The sequence below is a fragment of the Nocardia sp. SYP-A9097 genome (assembly GCF_009649815.1).
Classification (GTDB): Bacteria; Actinomycetota; Actinomycetes; order Mycobacteriales; family Mycobacteriaceae; genus Nocardia.
Window position 1 is genome coordinate 24,572 of record NZ_WJIC01000017.1, and the last position, 23,047, is coordinate 47,618.

Below are 23,047 nucleotides of genomic sequence, written 5' to 3' on the forward strand. Positions count from 1 at the left end.
CCGGTCGGCGACGGCGACCGAAATCCCTTGTCTGAACCCCGGTTTCGGCGCCCTGCTGCCTCCGCCGATGTCATCCCGCCGCGCGATGCCTACCCGATGCGGTTCCTGGTCGCCGAATTGGCTACTCGCGCCATTGAATTCATAATGATCGGATCAATTTCTGATAGAAGTCGATCGTATTTCGGATGCGATCGAGGTTCCGGATCGCCAGGTATCGGATTGTCTGATCGATTCTCGAAAAAGGTTCTGCTACAGCATGTTTCGGTGGCCATTCGATGTTCTGTGAAGCTGCTCACAGCGAGTTGCCGCTTGTTTGAGGCCCGCTGCACAATTGCGAAAAGCATGGTGGTCGGCGTAGCCCCGAATGCGCGGTAATTCCCCCTGAGTCAAGGGAAATAAATGTCTGTAGTTGAGACGTCACGGAGTATTCGGAGTTTCTCCCCGGTGGCGGTGATAGGACTGGCTTGTCGATTGCCGGGGGCGAATGATCCGGACGAATTCTGGAAACTCCTGAGCAGCGGGGGGCATGCGATCGGCCCGCCGTCCGGCGATCGGCTGACCGCGGATGCGCGGATCGAGGGCCTGATCGGTGGCTTCCTGGACAAGGTCGACGAGTTCGATGCCGAGTTCTTCGGTATCGCACCGCGGGAGGCGGCCGCGATCGATCCCCAGCAGCGCCTGCTGCTGGAATTGGCTTGGGAGGCAAGCGAAGACGCGAACCTGCCGATGAGTTCGCTGCGCGGCACCGATACCGGCGTCTTCGTGGCCGCCATCGCGAGCGACTATGCCACCCTGGTGCAGGAGGCCGGTGATACCGCGATCACCCGGCACACACTGACGGGGTTGAGTCGTGGTGTGCTGGCGAACCGCATCTCGTACACGTTCGGCCTGCACGGTGCCAGCCTGGCCTTGGATTCGGCGCAGTCATCCGGACTGGCCGCGGTGCACGCCGCCTGCGTCAGTCTCGGCAGCGGGGAGTCGACCGCGGCCTTCGTAGCGGCGGCCAATCTGAATCTCACGCGGACCGGTGCGCTCACCGCCGAGCGTTTCGGCGGCGTCTCGGCCAGCGGCCGCGCATCGGTATTCGATGCGGGGGCCGATGGCTATGTGCGCGGTGAGGGCGCGGTCGTGCTGCTGCTGAAACCGCTGGACCGGGCGCTCGCGGAGGGGGATCGGGTGCACGCGGTCATCCGGTCGACCGCGCTCAATAACGACGGGGCGAGTTCGTCGCTGACCGTGCCCACGGCGGCCGCGCAGGCGGCGGTGATCGATCGGGCATTGTCGCGAGCGAACCTGCGGCCCGGCGATATTCAGTATGTCGAGCTGCACGGCACCGGAACCAGGGTTGGTGACCCGATCGAGGCCGAGGCGCTCGGTATCGCGCTGGGGCGTGCGCGAGCTGGCGATGATCCCCTGCTCGTCGGTTCGGTGAAGCCGAATGTGGGGCATTTGGAGGGCGCGGCCGGGCTGGTCGGATTGCTGAAAGCGATTGTGAGCGTGCGGAATCGGAAGATTCCGGCAACTCTGCATCACGAGCGGCCCAATCCCGCGATCGACCTGCCCGGTACGAACCTGCGGGTCGTCACCGCGGCCCAGCCCTGGCCGCATGCCGACCGGCGGGTGCTGGCGGGTGTCAGTTCATTCGGGATGGGTGGCACCAATGCTCATGTGATCGTCGAACGGGTATCCTCCCCGGAAGGATCCGCCGGCGGAGTGGAAGTACCTGCGGCGCTGAGCGATTCGGACTCCGCGCTGACCGGAGTGCTGCCCTTCGTGGTGTCGGGCGCTTCGCCCGCCGCGTTGGCGGCGCAGGCGGCGCGGCTGGGCACTTTCCTCTCCGATGGCGGAGCGGAATGGGCGTGGCCGTCGGTCGCGTCCGGGCTGATCCGGGATCGAGTCGTATTCGGTACGCGCGCCGTGGTTCTCGCGGCCGATCGCAATGCGCTACTCGCCGGGCTGACCGCACTCGCGCGAGATACGGTGCTGCCCGCGGTCGTGCCCGCCGGGGCGGCGACTCACGCGGTCGGGGTCGTCTTCGGTGGACAGGGAAGTCAGCGGGCGGGTGCCGGAGTCGAGCTGTATCAACGGTTCCCGGTATTCCGCACGGCATTCGACGCCGCGGTGGAGGCGTTGGATCGGCATCTGGCCGGGGCCGTGGAGTTCTCGGTGCGGGAGGTGGCCTTCGGCGTCGAGGGCACGGCGGGTGCGATCGATTCGACGGTATACACGCAGGCGGTGGTATTCGCGGTGGAGACCGCGCTGTTCCGGCTGCTGCGGTCGTGGGGTATCGAGATCCCGGTCGTCGCTGGACATTCGATCGGCGGAGTGGTGACCGCGCATGTCGCGGGAGTGCTGTCGCTCGAGGACGCGGCGCGCCTGGTGGCCGCGCGCGGCCGGTTGCTCGGATCGCTGCCGACCGGTGGGGCGATGGTGGCGGTGGAGGCCACGGAAGCCGAAGCCCTCGAAGCGATTTCGAAACATCAGGGCGAGTCGATCGCACCGGAGGTGTCGCTGGCGGCGGTGAACGGTCCCCGGGCCGTGGTGCTCTCCGGTATCGAGGCGGCGGTGACGAAGGTGGCCGACGCGCTGTCGGCCGAGGGCCGCCGTACCAAACGACTGGCCGTATCGCATGCGTTCCATTCGTCGCTGATGGAGCCGGTCCTCGCGGAATTCGAAGCGGTCGTGGCCGGGCTGAACTTCGCCCGTGCGGGAGCCGAAGCGACGATCGTCTCGGACTCCACCGGTGCGGTGGTCACCCCGGACGAGTTGGCCGATCCGGCGTACTGGGTGCGGCATCTGCGGGGCACGGTGCGCTTCGCGGACGCGGTGCGCGGCATGCGAGCGCTCGGCGTCGACCTGTTCGTCGAGGTCAGCGCCGAGGCGGTGCTGGCCCCGACGATCTCGGCGGTGCTCGCGGATGAATCCGATCCCACGGTCGTCGCCGTCACCCTGCGAAACGGGCGGGACGAAGCCACGACGGCATTGACCGCGGCGGCGACGGTCTTCACCAACGGCCATGCGGTCGACTGGTCATCGATCGTGCCGCGTGCGCCGCGAATCCAGTTGCCGACCTATGCGTTCCAACGGCAGCGCTTCTGGATCGACAGCACCGCAACGGATCTCGCGGATCCGGTGCGGGTCTCCGCCGCCGGTGAACCCGCTGTGGCGCGGCCGGTCGCGCCCGCGCCGGTGACACTCGCGGACACCGTGATCGCCACGACCGCGGCCGTGCTCGGACATGCCGACGCGTCGCGAATCGACCGGCAGCGGACCTATCGGGAGCTCGGACTCGATTCACTCGGAGCCGCCGAACTGGCAACGGCGCTGAGTCGAGCTCTCGGAATCCGGATCGACGCGACGACCGTCTACGACTTTCCCACGCCGGCCGCTCTCCTGGAACATCTGGCCGCGCGATTGTCGACCACCGGGACAACGGCCCCGGCGACCGACGACGGCCCGGCCCGGCCCGTTGCCACCCCTACCGAGCCGATCGCGATCGTCGCGTTGAGTGGCCGCTTCCCCGGCGGCGCGGACACTCCGGAGCAGCTCTGGGATCTGCTCGCCCGCGGCGGCGACGCGATCGGTGACTTCCCGGCCGATCGCGGCTGGGATCTGGCCGGTCTCTACGATCCGAGCGGGAACCGACCCGGTTCGAGCTCCACCCGCCGTGGCGGATTCCTCACGGCCGCAGGAGAGTTCGACGCCGCCTTCTTCGGGATATCGCCGCGCGAAGCCACCGCGATGGACCCGCAGCAGCGCCTCGTGCTCGAGGCGGCGTGGGAGCTGTTCGAGCGCGCCGATATCGTGCCGAAGTCGTTGTCCGGCAGCCGAACCGCCGTCTACCTCGGGGCCACGCCGCAGGAGTACGGCCCACGATTGCACCAAATGGGCGACGCCGGTGCGGGATACGGCCTCACCGGCATATCGCCCAGCGTGTTGTCCGGGCGAATCGCGTACACCTTCGGATTGGCGGGCCCCGCGCTCACCGTGGATACGGCGTGCTCGTCCGCACTGGTGGCCCTGCATCTCGCGGTCCGGGCACTGCGTTCGGGTGAAGCCGATCTCGCCCTCGCGGGTGGCGTCACGGTCATGGCGAATCCCGGTATGTTCACCGAATTCTCCCGCCAGCGCGGACTGGCCCCGGACGGGCGGTGCAAGGCGTTCGCCGCGGGTGCGGACGGCACCGGCTGGTCCGAGGCGGTGAGTCTGGTGCTGGTCGAGCGATTGTCGGACGCACGGCGGCTCGGACACGAGGTGCTGGCGGTGGTTCGTGGCTCCGCGGTGAATCAGGACGGCGCATCCAACGGCCTGACCGCGCCGAACGGTCCGGCCCAGCAGCGCGTGATCCGGGATGCGCTGGCCGACGCCGGATTACTGGCGTCGGAGGTCGATGTGGTCGAGGCGCATGGGACTGGGACCGCGCTGGGCGATCCGATCGAGGCGCAGGCATTGCTCGCGACCTACGGGCAGGATCGCGCCGCACCGGTGTGGCTCGGATCGCTGAAATCCAATATCGGTCACACCCAGGCCGCGGCGGGAACGGTCGGCCTCACCAAAATGGTGCTGGCGCTGCGGCACAACCTGATTCCCGCGACCTTGCATGTGGATGAGCCATCACCGCATGTGGATTGGTCATCCGGAGCGGTCGAGCTGGCCACCGAGCCGCGGCCGTGGCCGCGTGGTGCGCGACCGCGCCGGGCCGCGGTCTCGTCGTTCGGTATCAGCGGAACCAATGCGCACGTGATCATCGAGGAGACACCGGAGGCGGCGGGCACGCTTGCCGCCCAGGTCCACGAATTACCCGGTGCGGCAGTGCCGTTCGTGATCTCCGGCGCGTCGGCAGCGGCATTGCGCGGGCAGGCGCGACTCCTGGCCGACCAGGCCGCGAGAACGCCATGGAGCCCCGCGGCGCTCGCGTCCGCACTGGTTCGGACGCGGGAGGTGTTCGGGTCACGAGCCGTAGTCACCGCGGCGGACGATCGTGAACTGGCCGATGGTCTCGCGGCACTTGCCGACGGCCGATTGGCACCCTCTGTGATCCTCGGCCCGGCGTCCTCCGCCGGTGGCGGCGTCGCCGTCGTGTTCGGCGGTCAGGGAAGTCAGCGCGCGGGCGCGGGAATCGAACTGTACGAACGCTTTCCGGTCTTCCGTGCGGCCTTCGATGCGGCCACGGAACTCCTGGATTCGCGTCTGGCCGATGCGGTCGAATTCTCGGTTCGCGATGTCGCGTTCGGCGCGGCGGGGACCGATGGACTGATCGATTCGACGATATTCACCCAGCCGGTGGTGTTCGCCGTGGAGACCGCGCTCTTCCGATTGATCGAATCGTGGGGGATCGAGGTCGCGGTGGTGGCGGGGCATTCCATCGGCGGCGTGGTCGCCGCCCATGTCGCCGGTGCGCTATCGCTGGCGGATGCGGCGAACCTCGTCGCGGCGCGTGGCCGACTGCTGGGCTCATTGCCCGCAGGCGGGGCGATGGTCGCGGTGGAGGCTACCGAAAGCGAAGTGCTCGACGCGATTTCGCGGCTGCCGGGCGAGGTCCGGGCCGCCGGTATCTCGGTTGCGGCGGTGAACGGCCCGCGGTCGGTGGTGGTTTCCGGGGCTTCGGCGGCCGTACAGGAGGTGGCCGAGGGGCTGTCGCGGACCGGAAGTCGCACCAAGCGCCTCGCGGTGTCGCACGGATTCCATTCACCCCTGATGGACCCGGTACTCGCCGAGTTCCGCACGATCGTCGCCGGATTGTCCTTCGGGGAAACGACTTTGACGGTGGTGTCGGATTCGACGGGTGCCGTGCTGAATAACGCTGAGCTCGCTGATCCGGAGTACTGGGTGCGGCATTTGCGCGGGACCGTGCGATTCGCGGATACCGTGCGCACGTTGCGCGAGGCGGGCGCGGGGTTGTTCCTCGAGGTGGGTGCGGACGCGGTGCTGACCCCGATGGTGTCGGCGACGCTGGCTCAGCACGACCCCGCCGGTGGCACGGCCACCGTGGCAACCCTGCGGACCGGACGCTCCGAGGTGCTGAGTCTTCTACAGTCAGCCGCAACGGTATTCACGCACGGGCACACCGTCGACTGGTCGGCGATCGTGCCCCCGGCGCCACGAACCACCCTGCCCACCTATGCCTTTCAGCGACAGCGGTACTGGATCGACACCCCGGCGGCCACCGTACCCGCCGAGCACCCCGGCAACGGCTGGTTCTGGGAGCGGGTCCGCGAACACGATGCCGACGCACTCGCGGCCGCGCTCGGGATCGGCGAGCCCGCGCTGCGGACGATACTGCCCGCACTGGATGCCTGGCGGAGCCATCATGATCGCGGCGAACTGCTGGATTCCTGGACCTACCGCGTGGATTGGCGGTCGATTCCGGTTGCGGGCCAAGGGCCGGAGTCGGGTGATCATTGGCTGCTGGTGTCGGCGAACGACGGCACGGCGGACCGCTGGGTGAACGGTATCGGCGCAGCCCTGCGGAGGTTCGGCGCGACGGCCACGACGGTGCAGGTCGACCCGGCGACCGCCGGTCGCGGCGAGTTCGCGGTGGCCATCGCCGCCGTGCCGAGTCCGGTGGCCAAGATCGTCTCGCTGTTGCCATTGGCCGCGGCGGAACCGGATCCGGCCGGGACCCAGGCCCTGGTGGCCGGTGTGAATTTGGTGCAGGCGATATCGGATCTCGGTCTCGCCGTGGACTTCCGGGTGATCACCGCGGGTGCGGTGGCGGTTTCGGCGGACGATCGGGTCCGTGCCCCGCAACAGTCTTGGCACTGGGCTTTCACCGGTGCCGCGGCCGTGGAGCGGGCTGTCCGGACAGCGGGGGTGGTGGACGCGCCCGCCGAACCGGACGAGCGGCTGGCCGCCCGCGTGATCGAGGCGCTGTCCGACGATGGTGAGCGGGAACTGGCTGTGCGCGACCGTGATACGTGGGCCAGACGGCTCGTACGAGCGCGACCGGACCATCGAGCCGTCACAGCGTGGCGGCCGAGGGGCACGGTGTTGATCACCGGTGGCACCGGGGCGCTCGGTGCCCAGGTGGCTCGGCGGCTCGCGCGCAACGGCGTCCAGGACCTGTTGCTGGTGAGCCGACGGGGTCCGGACGCCCCCGGTGTCGCGGAGTTGGTCACCGAACTCGCGGGCCTGGGCGCCCGTGTGACCGTGGACGTCTGCGATATCGGCGACCGCTCGGCGGTAGCCGCGCTGCTGGCGCGAATTCCGGCTGATCGACCGCTGACCGATGTGGTGCACACCGCCGCCGTGCTCGATGACGCGCTGGTCGACGGCCTCGATCGCGAGCGGATCCGCCGGGTCCATCGAGTGAAGGTCGGCGGGGCGTGGCACCTGCACGACCTGACCGCGGATCTCGCACTGTCCTCGTTCGTGCTGTTCTCGTCCATCACCGGAATCGACACCGGTGCGGGACAGGCGAACTACGGTCCCGGCAATGCGACCCTGGATGCCCTGGCCGAGTACCGGCGTGCGCTCGGCCTGCCCGCCACCTCGATCGCCTGGGGGCACTGGGACGGTGCCGGGATCGCCGGCGCGGAGGCCGGAAAGCAGCTGCGCCGTAGCGGTTTGCGACCGATGGATCCGGAACTGGCGGTGGACGCGCTCGAACGGGCCGTTGCCGCGGACGAGACCCGGATCGTCGTCGCGGATGTGGACTGGGCCGCGGCGGTGCCGTCGTCCCGGACCCGACTGCTCGAGGAACTCCAGCCGACCGCCCAGCCTGCCACCGAAGTCGACAGTGGCACTGCGGGATTGGCTGATCGGCTGGCCGCCCTCGGTGTCTCCGAGCGCACGCGGTATGTCTCGGCGCTGGTGCGTACCGAGGTGGCCGCCGCGCTGGGCCACACCTCGGCGGCCGCGGTCGCCGACGATCGGAGTCTGCGCGATCAGGGCTTCACCTCGCTGTCCGCGGTGGAATTGCGCAATCGGCTGGGGCAGGTCACCACGCTGGACCTGCCCGCGACCGTTGTCTTCGACCATCCGACGGTCCCCGAGCTGACGGATCTGATTGTGCGCCTGCTGATTCCGGAGGAGTCGAGCGTGCTGGACACCGTACTAGGCGATCTGGAGAGGATCGCGGGGGCGCTCACCGGCCCCGGTATCTCCGACGACGAGCGTGCCGTCGCCGTGGATCGGATACGGCGACTGGTGGATTCGCGGACCTGGTCGCCGCCCGGATCCGCGGCGGACCGCACGGATCGGTTGTCGACCGATTCGGACGACGACCTCATCGAATTCATCGGCGCCGAACTCGGCATCTCCTGACTCCGCTCCGCATCGGGCAGCAATGCCCAGCTCTACCCATGCTTTTCGAAAGGCATTGCTGTGAACGACGTCGCGAACGACGATAAGCTGCGCCGCCTGCTGCGGCAGGTCAGCGCGGAACTGTACAAGACGCGTGCGGAACTGCGGGAGGTCACCGAGGCCGGGCACGAGCCGATCGCCATCGTCGCCACCGGCTGCCGGTTCCCCGGCGCGGACACCCCCGAGGCGTTCTGGGAACTGTTGGCGCAGGGGCGCGAGGCGCTGAGCGACTTCCCGGAGGATCGCGGATGGGACACCGACGCGCTCTACCACCCGGACCCCGACCACATCGGCACCTCGTACACCCGCCGTGGCGGTTTCCTCGACGGCGCAGCCGATTTCGACCCGGACTTCTTCGGCATCTCCCGCCGCGAGGCGCTCGCCATGGACCCGCAGCAGCGCCTGCTGTTGCACACAACCTGGGAGGCTTTCGAATACGCCGGAATCGATCCGCGGACGCTGCGCGGCAGCCGGACCGGGGTGTACACCGGCACCAACGGGCAGACCTATGTCACCGGCCCGGGCGAGGTGCCCGCGAATGTCGAGGGTTATCTGGTGACCGGGACCGCCGCGAGCGTGCTGTCCGGCCGGATCGCCTACACCTTCGGATTCGAGGGTCCCGCGCTCACCGTCGACACCGCGTGCTCGTCGTCCCTGGTGGCACTGCATCTGGCGGTGCGGGCACTGCGAGCGGGGGAGATCGATTTCGCGGTGGCGGGCGGGGCCACCGTCATGGCCACGCCGTCGATCTTCGTGGAGTTCTCGCGGCAACGGGGTCTGGCCGCCGACGGCCGGTGCAAGGCGTTCGCAGCCGGAGCGGACGGGACGGGCTGGGCCGAAGGAGCCGGAGTGGTGCTGGTGGAGCGCCTTTCCGATGCCCAACGGCTGGGCCATCGCATTGTGGCCGTGATACGTGGAACCGCCGTCAATCAGGATGGCGCGTCGAATGGATTGACCGCACCGAACGGTCCGGCGCAGCAGCGGGTCATTCGGGAAGCGCTGGCGAATTCGGGCCTGAGCGCGGCGGAGGTGGACGCGGTCGAGGCGCACGGCACCGGGACCGCGCTCGGCGATCCGATCGAGGCCCAGGCGCTGCTGGCGACCTATGGGCAGGGGCGGACCGAACCGCTCCGGCTTGGCTCGGTGAAATCCAATATCGGGCACACCCAGGCCGCCGCGGGTATCGCGGGGGTGATCAAGACGGCGCTGGCGCTCCAGCACGGGGAGCTGCCGCCGACCTTGCACGTGAATGAGCCGTCACCGCTGGTGAAGTGGGACTCGGGCCGCATCGCGCTGCTGACCGAGCGGCAGGTGTGGCCCGGGACCGGGCGACTGCGGCGGGCCGCGGTATCGGCCTTCGGTGTCTCGGGGACGAACGCCCATGTCATCTTGGAACAGGCTCCCGAAAGTGCAGTGCCCGACTCGGTTTCGCCCCCCGTCTCAGGCTCGGTCCTGCCGTACGTGGTGACCGGCTCCACGCCGGACGCCTTGCGCGCACAGGCGAAACGGCTGGGCGAGTTCGTGACCGGCGTCGAGGACTCGCAGCGGTGGTCGATCGCCTCGTCGCTGGTGCGTGACCGCGCGGTGTTCGGGTCGAGGGCGGTGGTGATCGCCGGTGAACGGGCCGCGCTGGCATCCGGGCTGACCGGGCTCGCCGATGGCGTGACTGGTTCCGGTGTGGTCAGCGGGACGGACGAGACCCTCCCGGGCAGCGTGGGCGTCGTATTCGGCGGGCAGGGTAGTCAGCGGGTCGGTGCGGGGGCCGCGCTGCGCAGTCGTTTCCCGGTGTTCCGCGAGTCCTTCGACGCGACCGTGGAGTTGCTGGACCGCTATCTCGCAGGAGCCGTGGAGCACTCGGTCGCGGCGGTCGCCTTCGGCGCGCCCGGCACCGCGGGACTGATCGATTCGACCGTCTACACCCAATCGGTGGTCTTCGCGGTCGAGGTCGCGCTCTACCGGCTGCTCGAGTCCTGGGGCGTCGAGATCTCCGCTGTGGCAGGGCATTCCATCGGTGGTGTAGTGGCCGCGCATGTCGCGGGAGCGCTGTCCCTCGAGGACGCGGCACGGTTGGTCGCCGCCCGTGGCCGCCTGATGGGTGCGCTGCCCGCCGGGGGAGCCATGGTCGCGATCGAGGCCACCGAAACCGAAGTGCGCGAAGCGATTGCGGCCTTCCCGGATGCCAACGGCACGACCGCGATATCGATCGCCGCGGTGAACGGCCCACGTGCCGTGGTGGTCTCGGGCGCGGAGGCACAGGTGCTGGACCTGGCCGCGCGACTGTCGGGCGCCGGTAGCCGGGTGAAACGGCTGGCGGTGTCGCACGGATTCCATTCCGCGCTGATGGATCCGGTGCTCGCCGAGTTCGAACAGGTCGTGGCCGCACTGACCTTTACCGAGCCGACCGGCGCGCGGGTGATCTCGGACGCCACGGGTGCGCCGGTCACGGGGGCGGAGCTGGCGGATCCGCGCTATTGGGTGCGGCACCTGCGTGGCACTGTGCGCTTTGCCGATGCCGTACGCGCCATGCGTGATTCGGGCATCGCGGTCTTCCTGGAGTTGGGCGCGGACGCGGTCCTGACACCGATGGTTTCAGCCACGCTCGCCGACAGCGTGGGAGACGTCGGAGCCATTGCGGCCGCGACGCTGCGCAAGGGCCGGGACGAGGAATCGACGGTGCTGTCGGCCGCGGCCGCGGTGTTCGTCCAGGGCCACCATGTCGACTGGTCCGCGATCATCCCGCAGGCTCCACGAATCGAGTTGCCCACCTACGCTTTCCGGAACGAGCGGTTCTGGGCGACCGTGGAACCGCGGGTCGGCGGCCATTCCGGCGAGCACGGCGATCACGGCCTGTTGGGTTCGGTGTTGCGCCTTGCCTCCGAAGACGGCGCGGTCGCGACCGGACGGCTCGCACTGAACACCCATCCCTGGCTCGCCGATCATGTGGTTGCGGGCACCGTCTATGTGCCCGGTACCGCGTTGGTGGAGTTGGCGATCCACCTCGCGGACTTCGTCGCGGCCGACATTGTCGACGAACTCGTCATCGAGGCACCGGTGGTGCTGCGGCCGGACACGACGCTCGAGGTGCAGGTCGCCGCGCATCGATCGGGCACCGAATTCACCGTGGAAATTCATTCCCGTCACGCGGGCGAACCCGAAGGGCCGTGGACTCGGCACGCGGTGGGCAGGATTCGCGAGTACGAGCGGACCCTGGTCGAGGTCGCATCGGAGTCGTGGCCGCCCAGCGGTGTCGAGACCGTCGACCTGACGGATGCCTATGCGCGGCTCCAGGCGGCCGGGCTGGAGTACGGCCCGGTGTTCCGCGGCCTGGAATCGGTTTGGCGGCAAGGGGATTCGGTCTTTGCGCAGGTGTCGCTGCCGCAGGCCGACCAGGCGCGACCGAGCGCGTTCGCGGTGCATCCCGCGCTGTTCGACGCCGCTCTGCATCCGGTCGCGGTACTTTCCCCCGATACCGACGCGCCGCGAATTCCGTTCGTATGGACCGGGGTTCGCGTCCATGCGACCGGAGCCACCACACTCCGCGTGCGATTCACCGCGACCGAGGACGGCCTCACCGATCTGATCGCCACCGACATCGCCGGAGTGCGGGTGCTGACGGTGGACTCGCTGACACTGCGCGCCGCGGCGACCCCTCGCCCGGCAGTCGACGACGGCCTGTTCGAAGTGAGCTGGATCGAGCTGCCCGTCCCGGACGCTCCGGTCGCGGTCTCGGACCACCGACGCTGGATCGCCGAGTCCGATACCGGCTCACCGGTGCATGCGGCGCTCGCCGTCCTGCGTGCGGCCAACACCGACGACCCGGTGATCGTGCGCACCCGCGAGGCGATCGCCGTCCTCGAAGGTGACCGCCCGGATCTCGCGGCCGCCCCGATCTGGGGTCTGGCGCGAGTCGCGAATTCCGAACGCCCCGGTGCGGTGACGGTCATCGACACCGATCACAGCGATCGATCGGCCGCGGTGTTCGAGTCGGCGCTCGCCGCCGCACAGGCCGCCGGTGAAACCCAACTGGCGCTGCGGCAGGGGCGGGCCTATCTGCCGCGGCTCACGCGCTCGACCGAGGCGGGGACACCGCCCGGCTGGGATCCCGACGGCACGGTATTGATCACCGGTGGCACCGGTGGACTCGGCGCGACACTGGCCCGCCACCTGGTGGCGAGGCACCGTGTCCGTAGTCTGCTGTTGGTCAGCAGGAGCGGTTCGGCGGCCCCGGGCGCGACCGAACTGGTTGCCGCACTGCGTGCTTCCGGTGCGCGGGTGCTCGTTGTCTCCGCCGATGTCGGTGACCGTGCCGCCGTGGAGCGAGTGCTCGCCGCGGTGCCCGCCGAACATCCGCTGACCGCCGTCATCCATACGGCGGGCATCGTCGATGACGGCGTACTGGAATCGGTGACACCGGAGCGCATCAACGCGGTGCTCGCACCCAAACTGCTGGGCGCGCGGCACCTGCACGAGCTGACCCGCGACCGGAATCCGGCCGCGTTCGTACTCTATTCGTCGGTCGCCGGACTGCTCGGCACGGCCGGTCAGGCGGCGTACGCGGCCGCGAACGCGGGACTGGACGCGCTGGCCGCGCTCCGCCGGTCCGAGGGGCTGCCCGCGACCTCGCTGGCCTGGGGGCTCTGGGCCGAGTCCAGCGGCGTCACAGCGCATCTCACCGAGGCCGACCGGGCTCGACTGGCTCGGCAGGGCGTGCGTGCGCTGGCCACCGACCGGGGGCTGGAACTGTTCGACACAGCGGTATTCCACCGCGACCGCGCACTGCTGGTCCCGGCCCCGTTGGATCTCGCGAACCTGGCGCGGGTGGACGGAAATCCACCGTCGCTGCTGCGCGGGCTGATTCGCCCGTCACGTCGCCGTGTCGAGGTGGAAACCGCCGCGCAGCACGGTGATTCGGGTCTCGTTGCCCGCCTGGCCGGACTCTCCGCCGCGGCGCAGGCCGACTTCCTGCTCGAGCTGGTCCGCCGGGAATCCGCGGCGGCACTGGATCATCCGGACCCGGCGGGCATTCGCGCCGATCGGGCGCTGACCGAGCTCGGCTTGGACTCACTTACCGCGGTCGAGCTGCGCAACCGGTTGGCGGCGGTCTCCGGTCTGCGCCTACCGGCGACGCTGACCTTCGACCACCCCACGCCCGAATCGATCGCCGAACTACTGCGCTCGCGGCTGCTCGGCGACACCGCGCGGAAGACCGCGGTGGCACACGGTACGGGCGCGACCGCCGATCCGATCGCGATTGTCGGTGTGGCACTTCGGCTTCCCGGCGGAATTGAGAGCCCAGAGGCGTTGTGGCGACTACTCGACAGCGGTGGTGACGCGGTCGCCGAATTCCCGGACGACCGCGGCTGGGACCTGGACTCGCTCTATGACGAGGACCCCACCGCCGCCGGTACGTCCTACACCCGACACGGTGGATTCCTCACCGACGTAGCCGATTTCGATGCCGGACTGTTCGGTGTCTCACCGCGCGAGGCGCTGGCCACCGACCCGCAGCAGCGGCTGCTGCTGGAAACCTCGTGGGAGGCCCTGGAACGGGCCGGTGTCGATCCGACTTCGTTGCGTGGCAGCAGGACCGGCGTCTTCGCCGGGACGATGTATCACGACTATGCCCCGCATATCCAGGACGCGCCCGCGGACCTCGAGGGCTATCTGGTCAACGGCAGTGCGGGCAGTATCGCCAGTGGTCGTATCGCCTACACCTTCGGTTTCGAGGGTCCGGCCATCAGTGTCGACACGGCGTGCTCGTCATCGCTGGTCGCCCTGCATCTGGCCGCCCAGTCGCTGCGTTCGGGGGAGAGCGATCTGGCGCTGGCCGGTGGCGTCGCCGTCATGTCGAGCCCCGCGACCTTCGTCGAATTCTCCCGTCAGCGCGCGCTCGCACCCGACGGCCGATGCAAGGCGTTCGCGGCCGCGGCCGACGGCACCGGATGGAGCGAAGGCGTCAGCATGCTGGTGCTGGAACGGCTTTCGGACGCACAGCGAGCGGGCCATCCGGTATTGGCGGTGGTGCGCGGGTCGGCGATCAATCAGGACGGCGCTTCCAGCGGGCTGACCGCTCCGAACGGCCCGGCCCAGCAGCGGGTGATCCGGCAGGCCCTCGCGAATGCCGGATTGTCCGCCGCCGATATCGATGTGGTGGAGGCGCACGGTACGGGCACCACACTCGGCGATCCGATCGAGGCGCAGGCCGTGATCGCCACCTACGGCGCAGAGCGCACACCCGACCGTCCGCTGTGGCTGGGATCGCTCAAATCCAATGTGGGGCACACCCAGGCCGCGGCCGGCGGCGCGGGCATCATCAAAATGATTCTCGCCCTGCGCAATCGGGTACTGCCGAAGACCTTGCACATCGACGAGCCGACCCCGCACGTGGACTGGTCCGCGGGGACGGTGCGGCTGCTGACCGATCCGCAACCATGGGAGCGGACCAATGGCGCACGGCGGGCGGGCATTTCATCCTTCGGCGTGAGCGGCACCAATGCCCACGTCATTATCGAGGAACCACCCGTGTTCGCCGCCGCACCCGTCGTCTCGACGCCCGTCAGCGCGGTCCCCGTGCCGTGGGTGCTGTCCGCGCACAGCCCCGCCGCCCTGCGCGGACAGGCCGTCGCGCTGGCGTCATTCCTGCGGTCCCGGCCCGATCCGGCGGCCTCGGACATCGCTCGCACCCTGCTCGAGAGCCGGGCCACTCTCTCCGATCGCGCCGTGGTGCTCGGTGCCGACGATGCCGAATTGCGCGCCGGTTTGGATGCTTTGGCGGCGGGCGACCATCTGCCCGAACACGTCGTGCGGGCGGCCGCGGATGTTTCAGGCAAGACGGTCTTCGTCTTTCCCGGACAGGGCGGTCAATGGCTCGGTATGGCGACCGAGTTGTTCCGGACCGCACCGGTTTTCGCGCGACGGCTCGAGGAATGCGCTACCGCGCTGGAGCAGTACGTCGACTGGTCGCCGCTGGCGGTCCTGCTCGGCGACGCGGCGGTCGATAACGACCGGGTCGATATCGTCCAGCCCGCGCTGTGGGCGGTGATGGTCGCCCTCGCGGAACTGTGGCGCGCCAACGGTGTTCGGCCGGCCGCGGTCGTGGGCCATTCACAGGGTGAGATCGCGGCGGCCGTGGTCGCCAGAGCCCTGTCGGTGCAGGACGGTGCCCGGGTGGTGGCCCTGCGCAGCAAGGCGATCGCGGTCCGATCGGTTCCCGGCGCGATGGCGGCGGTATCGCTCTCGGCCGAAGCCGCCACGGAACTGGTGCGGGACTGGGACGGACAAGTATCAGTGGGCGTGGTGAATTCGCCTACATCGGTGGTGCTGTCCGGCGCGGTCGCCGCCGTCGAGGAAATCCTGACCAAGCTCGACGCGGATGGTGTGCGCAACCGAAGGGTCGCGGTGGACTACGCCTCCCACTCGGCCGGAGTGGACGTGCTCCGCACCGAACTCGACGAAGTCCTGGCCCCGCTTCGGCCCGCTACCCCCGAAATCCCGATGCTGTCGACGGTGACCGCGGAGTGGATCGAGGGACCCGCCCTCACGGGCACCTACTGGTTCGAGAATCTGCGTGGCACAGTGCGTTTCGAAGAGGTCACGCGCGAGCTCGCGGCACAGGGGTATCGGTCCTTCATCGAGATCAGTCCGCATCCCGTGCTCTCCGCCCCCATCGAGGAGACCCTCGAGGCGGCCGGGGCACCCGCGACCGCGGTGGTCGGCACGCTCCGTCGCGACGACGGCGGGCTCCGGCGGTTCGCCATTTCGCTGGCGTCCGTCTACACCAGGGGCGTGCCCGTCGATTGGACGGTATCGCTCGCCGAGCACGGGCAGCGCATCGAATTGCCCACCTACGCCTTCCAGCGCACCCGCTACTGGATCGATGCGGACCGATCGGCCTCGCGCCGCGACGACCGCGCCGACCGGAATCGGCCCAGTGTCGAGGAATCGGTGGCACCACCACCGCTGCTCCGCTTCACCGGGCTGGACGGACCCGCGCGGCGCACCGCCGTCCTCGCACTGGTCCGCGGCGAAACCGCTGCGGTACTCAAACATTCCAGCGGTGACGAGGTCAATTCGACGCGCGCGTTCCGGGACCTCGGCCTCGATTCGCTGACGGCGGTCGATCTGCGTAACCGGCTGCGCGCGGCGACCGGTCTGCAACTCCCGGCGACCCTGATCTTCGACCACCCGTCACCCGAAGCGGTGACCGACTACGTGGTCTCCGCGCTGCCCGACATCGCCCCCAGCGGTCCGCTGGATGTGGAGGAGGTGCTGCGCGCACTCGAAGCATCGCTGACCACCGCGGGCACGGATACCGAAACCGATGCGCTCGCGGACCGGTTGCGCGCTCTCGCCGATCGCCTCGGGTCCGCACCCGATTCGGCGGTGGATCTCGATTCCGCCTCCGACGACGACTTGTTCGACTTGGTAGACAGGAACTGACCGATATGGCCACCGAAGCGAAACTCCGTGAATACCTGAAGCGTTCGATCGCCAAGGAACAGAAACTGCAACAGCGCCTCGACGAGGTGCAGGCGCGGGCGCACGAACCGATCGCCATTATCGGCACCGCCTGCCTGCTCCCGGGCGGCATCAGCACACCGGAACAGCTGTGGGAGCTCGTCTCCGAGGGCCGGGACGCGGTCGGCGATTTCCCCGCCGACCGCGGCTGGGACCTCGCCGCACTCTACGATCCGGATCCCGACCAGCCCGGCACCTCCTACACCCGGCAGGGCGGATTCCTCGACGGCGCAGCCGATTTCGATCCCGACTTCTTCGGCATCTCACACCGGGAAGCGCTGTCGATGGATCCGCAACAGCGGCTGCTGCTGCGGACCGCCTGGGAAGCCTTCGAAACCGCGGGACTCGACCCGAATGCGTTCCGGGGCAGTCGAACCGGTGTCTACGCCGGACTGGCCGGGCACGACTACGGGTCCAGGCTCGACCCCATTCCGGAGGACCTCGAGGGATATCTGGCGATCAATAATCTCGGCAGTGTCGTCTCCGGGCGGATCGCCTACACCTTCGGATTCGAAGGGCCCGCCGTCACGGTGGATACCGCGTGCTCATCGTCGCTGGTGGCCTTGCACCTCGCGGTGGGGGCGCTGCGCTCCGGGGATGTCGATCTCGCCGTGGTCGGCGGGGCGTCGGTCATGTCGACGCCGATCGGTTTCACCGAATTCTCCCGGCAGCGCGGTCTGGCCGTCGACGGCCGGTGCAAGGCGTTCGCCGCGAGCGCAGACGGCACCGGCTGGGCCGAGGGTGTGGGCGTCGTGCTGGTCGAGCGGTTGTCCGACGCGCAGCGCCACGGCCATGAAGTGCTGGCCGTGGTGCGGGGTTCCGCGGTGAACCAGGATGGCGCATCGAACGGTTTGACCGCCCCGAACGGCCCCGCGCAGCAACGGGTTATCCGCGCGGCGCTCGCCGACGGGGACCTGGGTGTCGGTGATGTCGACGCCGTGGAGGCGCACGGCACCGGGACCGTTTTGGGTGATCCGATCGAAGCGCAGGCGATCCTGGCGACCTACGGGTCACGCACGGACGGCGAACCGCTCTGGCTGGGTTCGCTGAAATCGAATATCGGTCACGCACAGGCGGCGGCGGGTGTAGCCGGGGTGATCAAGACGGTCGAGGCGATCCGGCGGAGCCGGCTGCCGCGGTCGCTGCATCTCGATGCGCCGTCGCCACTGGTGGATTGGGATTCCGGCCGGGTGGAACTGCTGACCGAGGGCAGAGCCTGGCCCGAGACGGGGCGGCCCCGCCGGGCCGGGGTTTCCGCTTTCGGAGTGTCGGGCACGAACGCGCACGTCATCCTCGAACAGGCACCGGCGCCGGAGCCCTCCGCGGATCAGCGGGTACCCGGACAGACCGGAGTACTGCCACTCGTGTTCTCGGGCGTCTCACCGGAAGGGCTACGGGGACAGGCGAACCGGCTCGCGGGGTTGCTCTCCGCCGACGAAAGCGCGGAAATGGGTTCGATTGCCTCATCCCTCGTCCGCGAGCGGGTCGTGTTCGAATCTCGGGGCGTGGTCCTGACATCCGACCGGGACGAAGCGCGGGCGGCGCTGAGGGCGGTAGCCGAGCACAAGGTGGTGCCCGGCGCGGTCACCGGCACCGGTAACGTCACCGGCACGGTCGGCGTGGTGTTCGCCGGACAAGGGAGTCAACGGTCTGGAGCCGGAGCCGAGCTCTACCAACGCTTTCCGGTATTCCGTGCGGCCTTCGACGCGGCCGCGGAGCTGCTGGATCGATATCTCGGTGCCAGCGTGGAGTTTTCGATCCGGGACGTCGCCTTCGGCGCGCCGGGCACCGAAGAGCTGATCGATTCGACGGTGTACACGCAATCGGTGGTATTCGCCGTCGAGACCGCACTGTTCCGACTGCTGCGGTCGTGGGGCATCGAAATCGCCGCCGTGGCAGGTCATTCCATCGGTGGTGTGGTGGCGGCGCATGTGGCGGGAGCGCTCTCGCTCGACGATGCGGCGCGTTTGGTGGCCGCGCGCGGGCGTTTGATGGGCGCGCTGCCGTCCGGCGGCGCGATGGTCGCGATCGAAGCCACCGAAGCCGAAGTACTCGAGATCATCGCGCGGGTCGCCGGAGACGGCGGCACCGAAGTATCGATTGCCGCGGTGAACGGACCACGCGCCGTGGTGGTTTCAGGTGCCGAGTCACCCGTCCTGAGGGTGGCCGCCGAGCTGACGGCCACAGGTCGGCGGACCAAACGCCTGACGGTATCGCACGGATTCCATTCGGCGCTGATGGATCCGGTGCTCGCCGAATTCGAAAGCGTTGTCGCCGAACTGATATTCGCCGAGCCGAGCGAGGCGATCCTGATCTCGGATTCGACGGGCGCTCGGATAACCGGTGCTGAACTGGCGGACCCGCGGTACTGGGTGCGGCACCTGCGGGGCACGGTGCGCTTCGCCGATGCCGTCCGCACGATCCGTGCACTGGGTGTGGGCACGTTCATCGAGGCGGGTGCCGATGCCGTGCTGACGCCGATGATCTCGGCGAGCCTGGACGAGGACGAGGACGAGGACGCGGCGGCGGTGACGGCGACGCTGCGCGGCGGGCGTGACGAAGCCACCACCGCGCTCACCGCCGCGGCCACCGTATTCACCAACGGCGGGCATGTCGACTGGTCCGCGATCGTACCGGCCAGGCCGCGAGTGTCCCTGCCCACCTACGCCTTTCAGGAGCAGCGCTTCTGGGCGGCCCCGGTCGCGACGCGCTCGGACAGCACCGCGCGAGGCGTCACGGCGGTCACCCACCCACTGCTCGGTGCCGCAGTCTCCCTCGCTGCCGACGGCGGTGTCCTGCTCACCGGCCAGTTGTCGCTGCGCACACATCCCTGGCTGGCCGATCACGCGGTACTCGGCACGGTGATCGTGCCCGGCACCGCACTGCTCGAATTGGCCGCGCGTGCCGGTGCCGAGGTGGGCGCGCACGGCATCGAGGAACTGATCGTGGAAGCACCGCTGGTGCTGACCGATGACCCCGTCGACATCCAGGTCGCGGTGACCCCGGCCGGAGACGACGGCACCGGCGAGATCGGCATCCACTCGCGCCCCGCGAACAGCTCCGACGGCGCGTGGACCCGCCACGCCACCGCCGTAGTCGACACCCGAAATGCCGAGCCCGACTTCGAATTCGGTGTCTGGCCCCCGGAGGGTGCCGAACCGGTGGGCGTGGACGATATCTATCCGACCCTGCTCGCCACCGGTCTGGCCTACGGCCCCGCGTTCCAGGGGCTGCGCCGGGCGTGGGAGCGCGACGGGGAACTGTACGTCGAGGTGGCCCTGCCCGAATCCGAGCAGCCACATGCCGAGAGCTTCGCGATCCACCCGGCCCTGCTGGACGCCGCCGTCCACCTGTCCGCGTTGCGCGCGCTCGCCGATATTCCGCCGGGTTACAACCGGCTTCCATTCGCCTGGAACGGAGTTCACCTCCATGCCGTCGGTGCGGGGGCCCTGCGCGTCCGGATCGCACCCACCGGTCCCGACACCGTGACGATCCAGGCGGCAGATCCCACTGGATCACCCGTTCTGACCATCGACGCATTGGTCGCCCGCCGGGTATCGGCACAACAATTGCGTTCCGCGCGTTCGGAATTGCGTGATGCGCTGTTCGAGCAGGTCTGGATCGAATCGGGTGCGGAGACCGCCGCACTCGCCTCGTGGATCATTCTCGGCGATACGGATACCGAATTGCCGGACCGGTTGCGGCTGATCGGGCATCGCGCGGACCGCGTCCCGGACGTCGATGCCCTCGCGGCGGCGATCGCCGCCGGGGAAACCGCCCCCGATATCGTCGTGCTACCCGCCGACAGCCTCGATCATCTGGTGCCGGTCCTCCAGAGCTGGCTCGCCGCAGCGGCATTGGATGCCGTGCCGCTGGTCGTGCTCACGCGCGACGGTGTCGCGGCGCACGATGCGGAGATTCCGGATTCCGGAGTGGCCGCCGTGTGGGGGCTGGTGCGCGCGGTGCAGGCGGAGCGACCGGGACGCACACTGCTCGCCGATATCGACGACACGGACGAATCATTGGCGGCATTGCCCGGTGTCCTGCCGCTCAGCGCCGACGGCGACACCCAGACGGTGCTGCGCGCGGGACGGATTCTGGTACCACGGCTGAGCCGCTGGGATCAGCAGCCGGAAGACGAAGCCGCCGTATGGAATTCGGACGGAACCGTACTGATCACCGGTGGTCTGGGCGGACTCGGTGCCGAAATCGCCCGGCACCTGGTGTCCGCGCACGGGATTCGGAACCTGCTGCTCCTCGGCCGCCGCGGAACAACGACCCCCGGTGCCGAGGAGCTGATCGCCGAACTCGAGACCGCCGGTGCGACGGTCGAGGTGCGCGCCACCGATATCGGCGATCGCGCATCGCTGGCGGCAGCACTCGCCGCCATTCCCGAGGCCAGGCCGCTGACCGGCATCGTCCACGCGGCGGGCGTCGTCGACGACGGACTCTTCGATGCGCTGACCCCCGAACGTCTCGCGGCGGTGCTGGCCCCCAAGAGCACCGGCGCGCACAATCTGCATGAGCTGACCGGGGATTCGACCACCCTGTCGCGGTTCGTGCTCTTCTCCTCGGTGTCGGCTTTGCTCGGCGGACCCGGGCAGAGCGCCTACACCGCCGCCAATGCGGACCTGGACGCGCTTGCGGCACAACGTCGGTCGCAGGGTCTGCCCGCGGTATCGGTGTCCTGGGGACTGTGGGAACGCGAGAGCGGCACCACCGCTCATCTCACCGCCGCCGACCGGGGTCGTATCGCGCGCGGCGGGTTGCGCGCGCTGCCGACCCCGCTCGCCCTGGCGCTGTTCGACGCCGCGACCCGCGCCGATCGGGCCGTGCTGGTGGCGGCGCGCTTCGACAGCAAGGCGCTGTCCCGGCGTGCCGAAGTCGACTCGACCGCACCGGTACTACGGTCACTGGTCCGCGTGCCACGACGGGTCGCGGGGACCGCCGCCGAATCGCGGTCGGTGCTGCGTGAACTCGCGGGCAGTGACAGCGCGGAGCGGCATCGCGTGCTGCTGGGCGTGGTGCGTGCCGAAATCGGTGCGGCACTGGCACATCCGGCCCCGGACTCGATCGCCGCCGACCGTGCGCTGGTCGAGCTCGGTCTCGATTCGCTGAGCGCCGTCGAACTGCGTAACGGCCTGACCCGGACCATCGGAGTGCGATTGCCCGCGACGTTGACCTTCGACCACCCGACCCCGGACGCGCTCGCCGCCTACCTCGCGACACTGGTGGATCAGGGTCCGTCCGCGGTCGGACCGGCCACCCGGACCGGCCCGACCGGACTGGCCGCGATCCACCGTCGCATGCACGAGGGCGGCAAACACGCCGAGGCGGCCGCACTGCTGATCGCCTCCTCCCACGTTCGCACGACCTTCCCGGTGGAAGACCGAAAGCGGCACGCGCTGAACCCGATTCGGCTCACCTCGGGCCCGGCGGCCACCGCCATCGTGGCCTTCCCGGCGCTGAGCGCGATTTCCGGACCGCACGAATACTCCAGGATGGCGCAGGGATTCCGCGGTGAGCGAGACTTCCATGTGGTGCCCTGGCCGGGCTTCACTGCGGGCAGTGACGACCTGCCGGATTCGGTGGACACCTTGGTGCGCATGGGGATCGACGGCCTGAAGACCGCGGTGGGGGATCGCCCCTTCGTCGTGCTCGGCCGATCGATGGGCGGATGCGCCGCCCACGCGGTCACCGTCGCGCTCGAACAGGAGGGCGTGGCACCGCGCGGCATGCTCCTGGTGGACAGCTACCCGATCGACGCCGCCACCCAACCCGGTATGGAGTGGTGGATCGGGTCGATGATCACCGGAATGCTCGACCGGGTGGATCGATTCGAACTGGCGGTGCAGGACGAGCGCCTCACCACCATGGGCACCTACAACCGGCTGTTCGCGCAGTGGCGACCGGAGCCCGTGCACATACCCATCCACCTACTGCGAGCACAGACTCCACTGCCCGGAACGACGGTGGACGGCCCGCGCGATTGGCGAGCGTATTGGCCGGTGCCGCACGGGAGTTCGGATATCCCCGGCGACCACTTCACCGCCCTCGAGGAACACGGCCCCACCACCGCGGACGCCATCCGCACATGGCTGGAGATCCTGGAATCCTGACCGTCGCAGCACAGCTCCGACCGCTCAGCCCCGCTCCGGGCGGAGTTCAGCGGGCACACCCGAACTCGGTGAAGCGGTAGGTGCTCGGGCCACTTCCTTCAAGGATG

3 protein-coding genes are annotated in these 23,047 nt (G+C 69.3%); all 3 read left to right on the forward strand.

The window, feature by feature from the left end; all coding sequences use genetic code 11:
* The first annotated feature begins 399 nt into the window (after positions 1-399).
* Genes GFY24_RS28045 through GFY24_RS28055 form a run of 3 tightly spaced genes read left to right on the forward strand, consistent with a single transcriptional unit; the run spans position 400 to position 22,940 of the window.
* A complete protein-coding gene (locus tag GFY24_RS28045) occupies positions 400-8,265 on the forward strand; it encodes a type I polyketide synthase (protein WP_153808119.1) in 7,866 nt (2,621 codons plus the stop codon).
* Positions 8,266-8,325: 60 nt separating this feature from the next.
* The gene (locus tag GFY24_RS28050; RefSeq protein WP_309231437.1) at positions 8,326-16,743 is read left to right on the forward strand and encodes a type I polyketide synthase; all 8,418 of its coding nucleotides are present in this window, start codon (positions 8,326-8,328) and stop codon (positions 16,741-16,743) included.
* Between the two features lie 5 nt (positions 16,744-16,748).
* Positions 16,749-22,940, forward strand: a complete 6,192-nt coding sequence (locus GFY24_RS28055) for a type I polyketide synthase (RefSeq protein ID WP_153808120.1) — start codon at positions 16,749-16,751, stop codon at positions 22,938-22,940.
* Positions 22,941-23,047: the final 107 nt, after the last annotated feature.

Bases quoted from the DNA above. Each gene is read 5' to 3' on its own strand.
- GFY24_RS28045 (WP_153808119.1), top strand. From the start codon at position 400: ATGTCTGTAGTTGAGACGTCACGGAGTATTCGGAGTTTCTCCCCGGTG.
- GFY24_RS28055 (WP_153808120.1), top strand. From the start codon at position 16,749: ATGGCCACCGAAGCGAAACTCCGTGAATACCTGAAGCGTTCGATCGCC.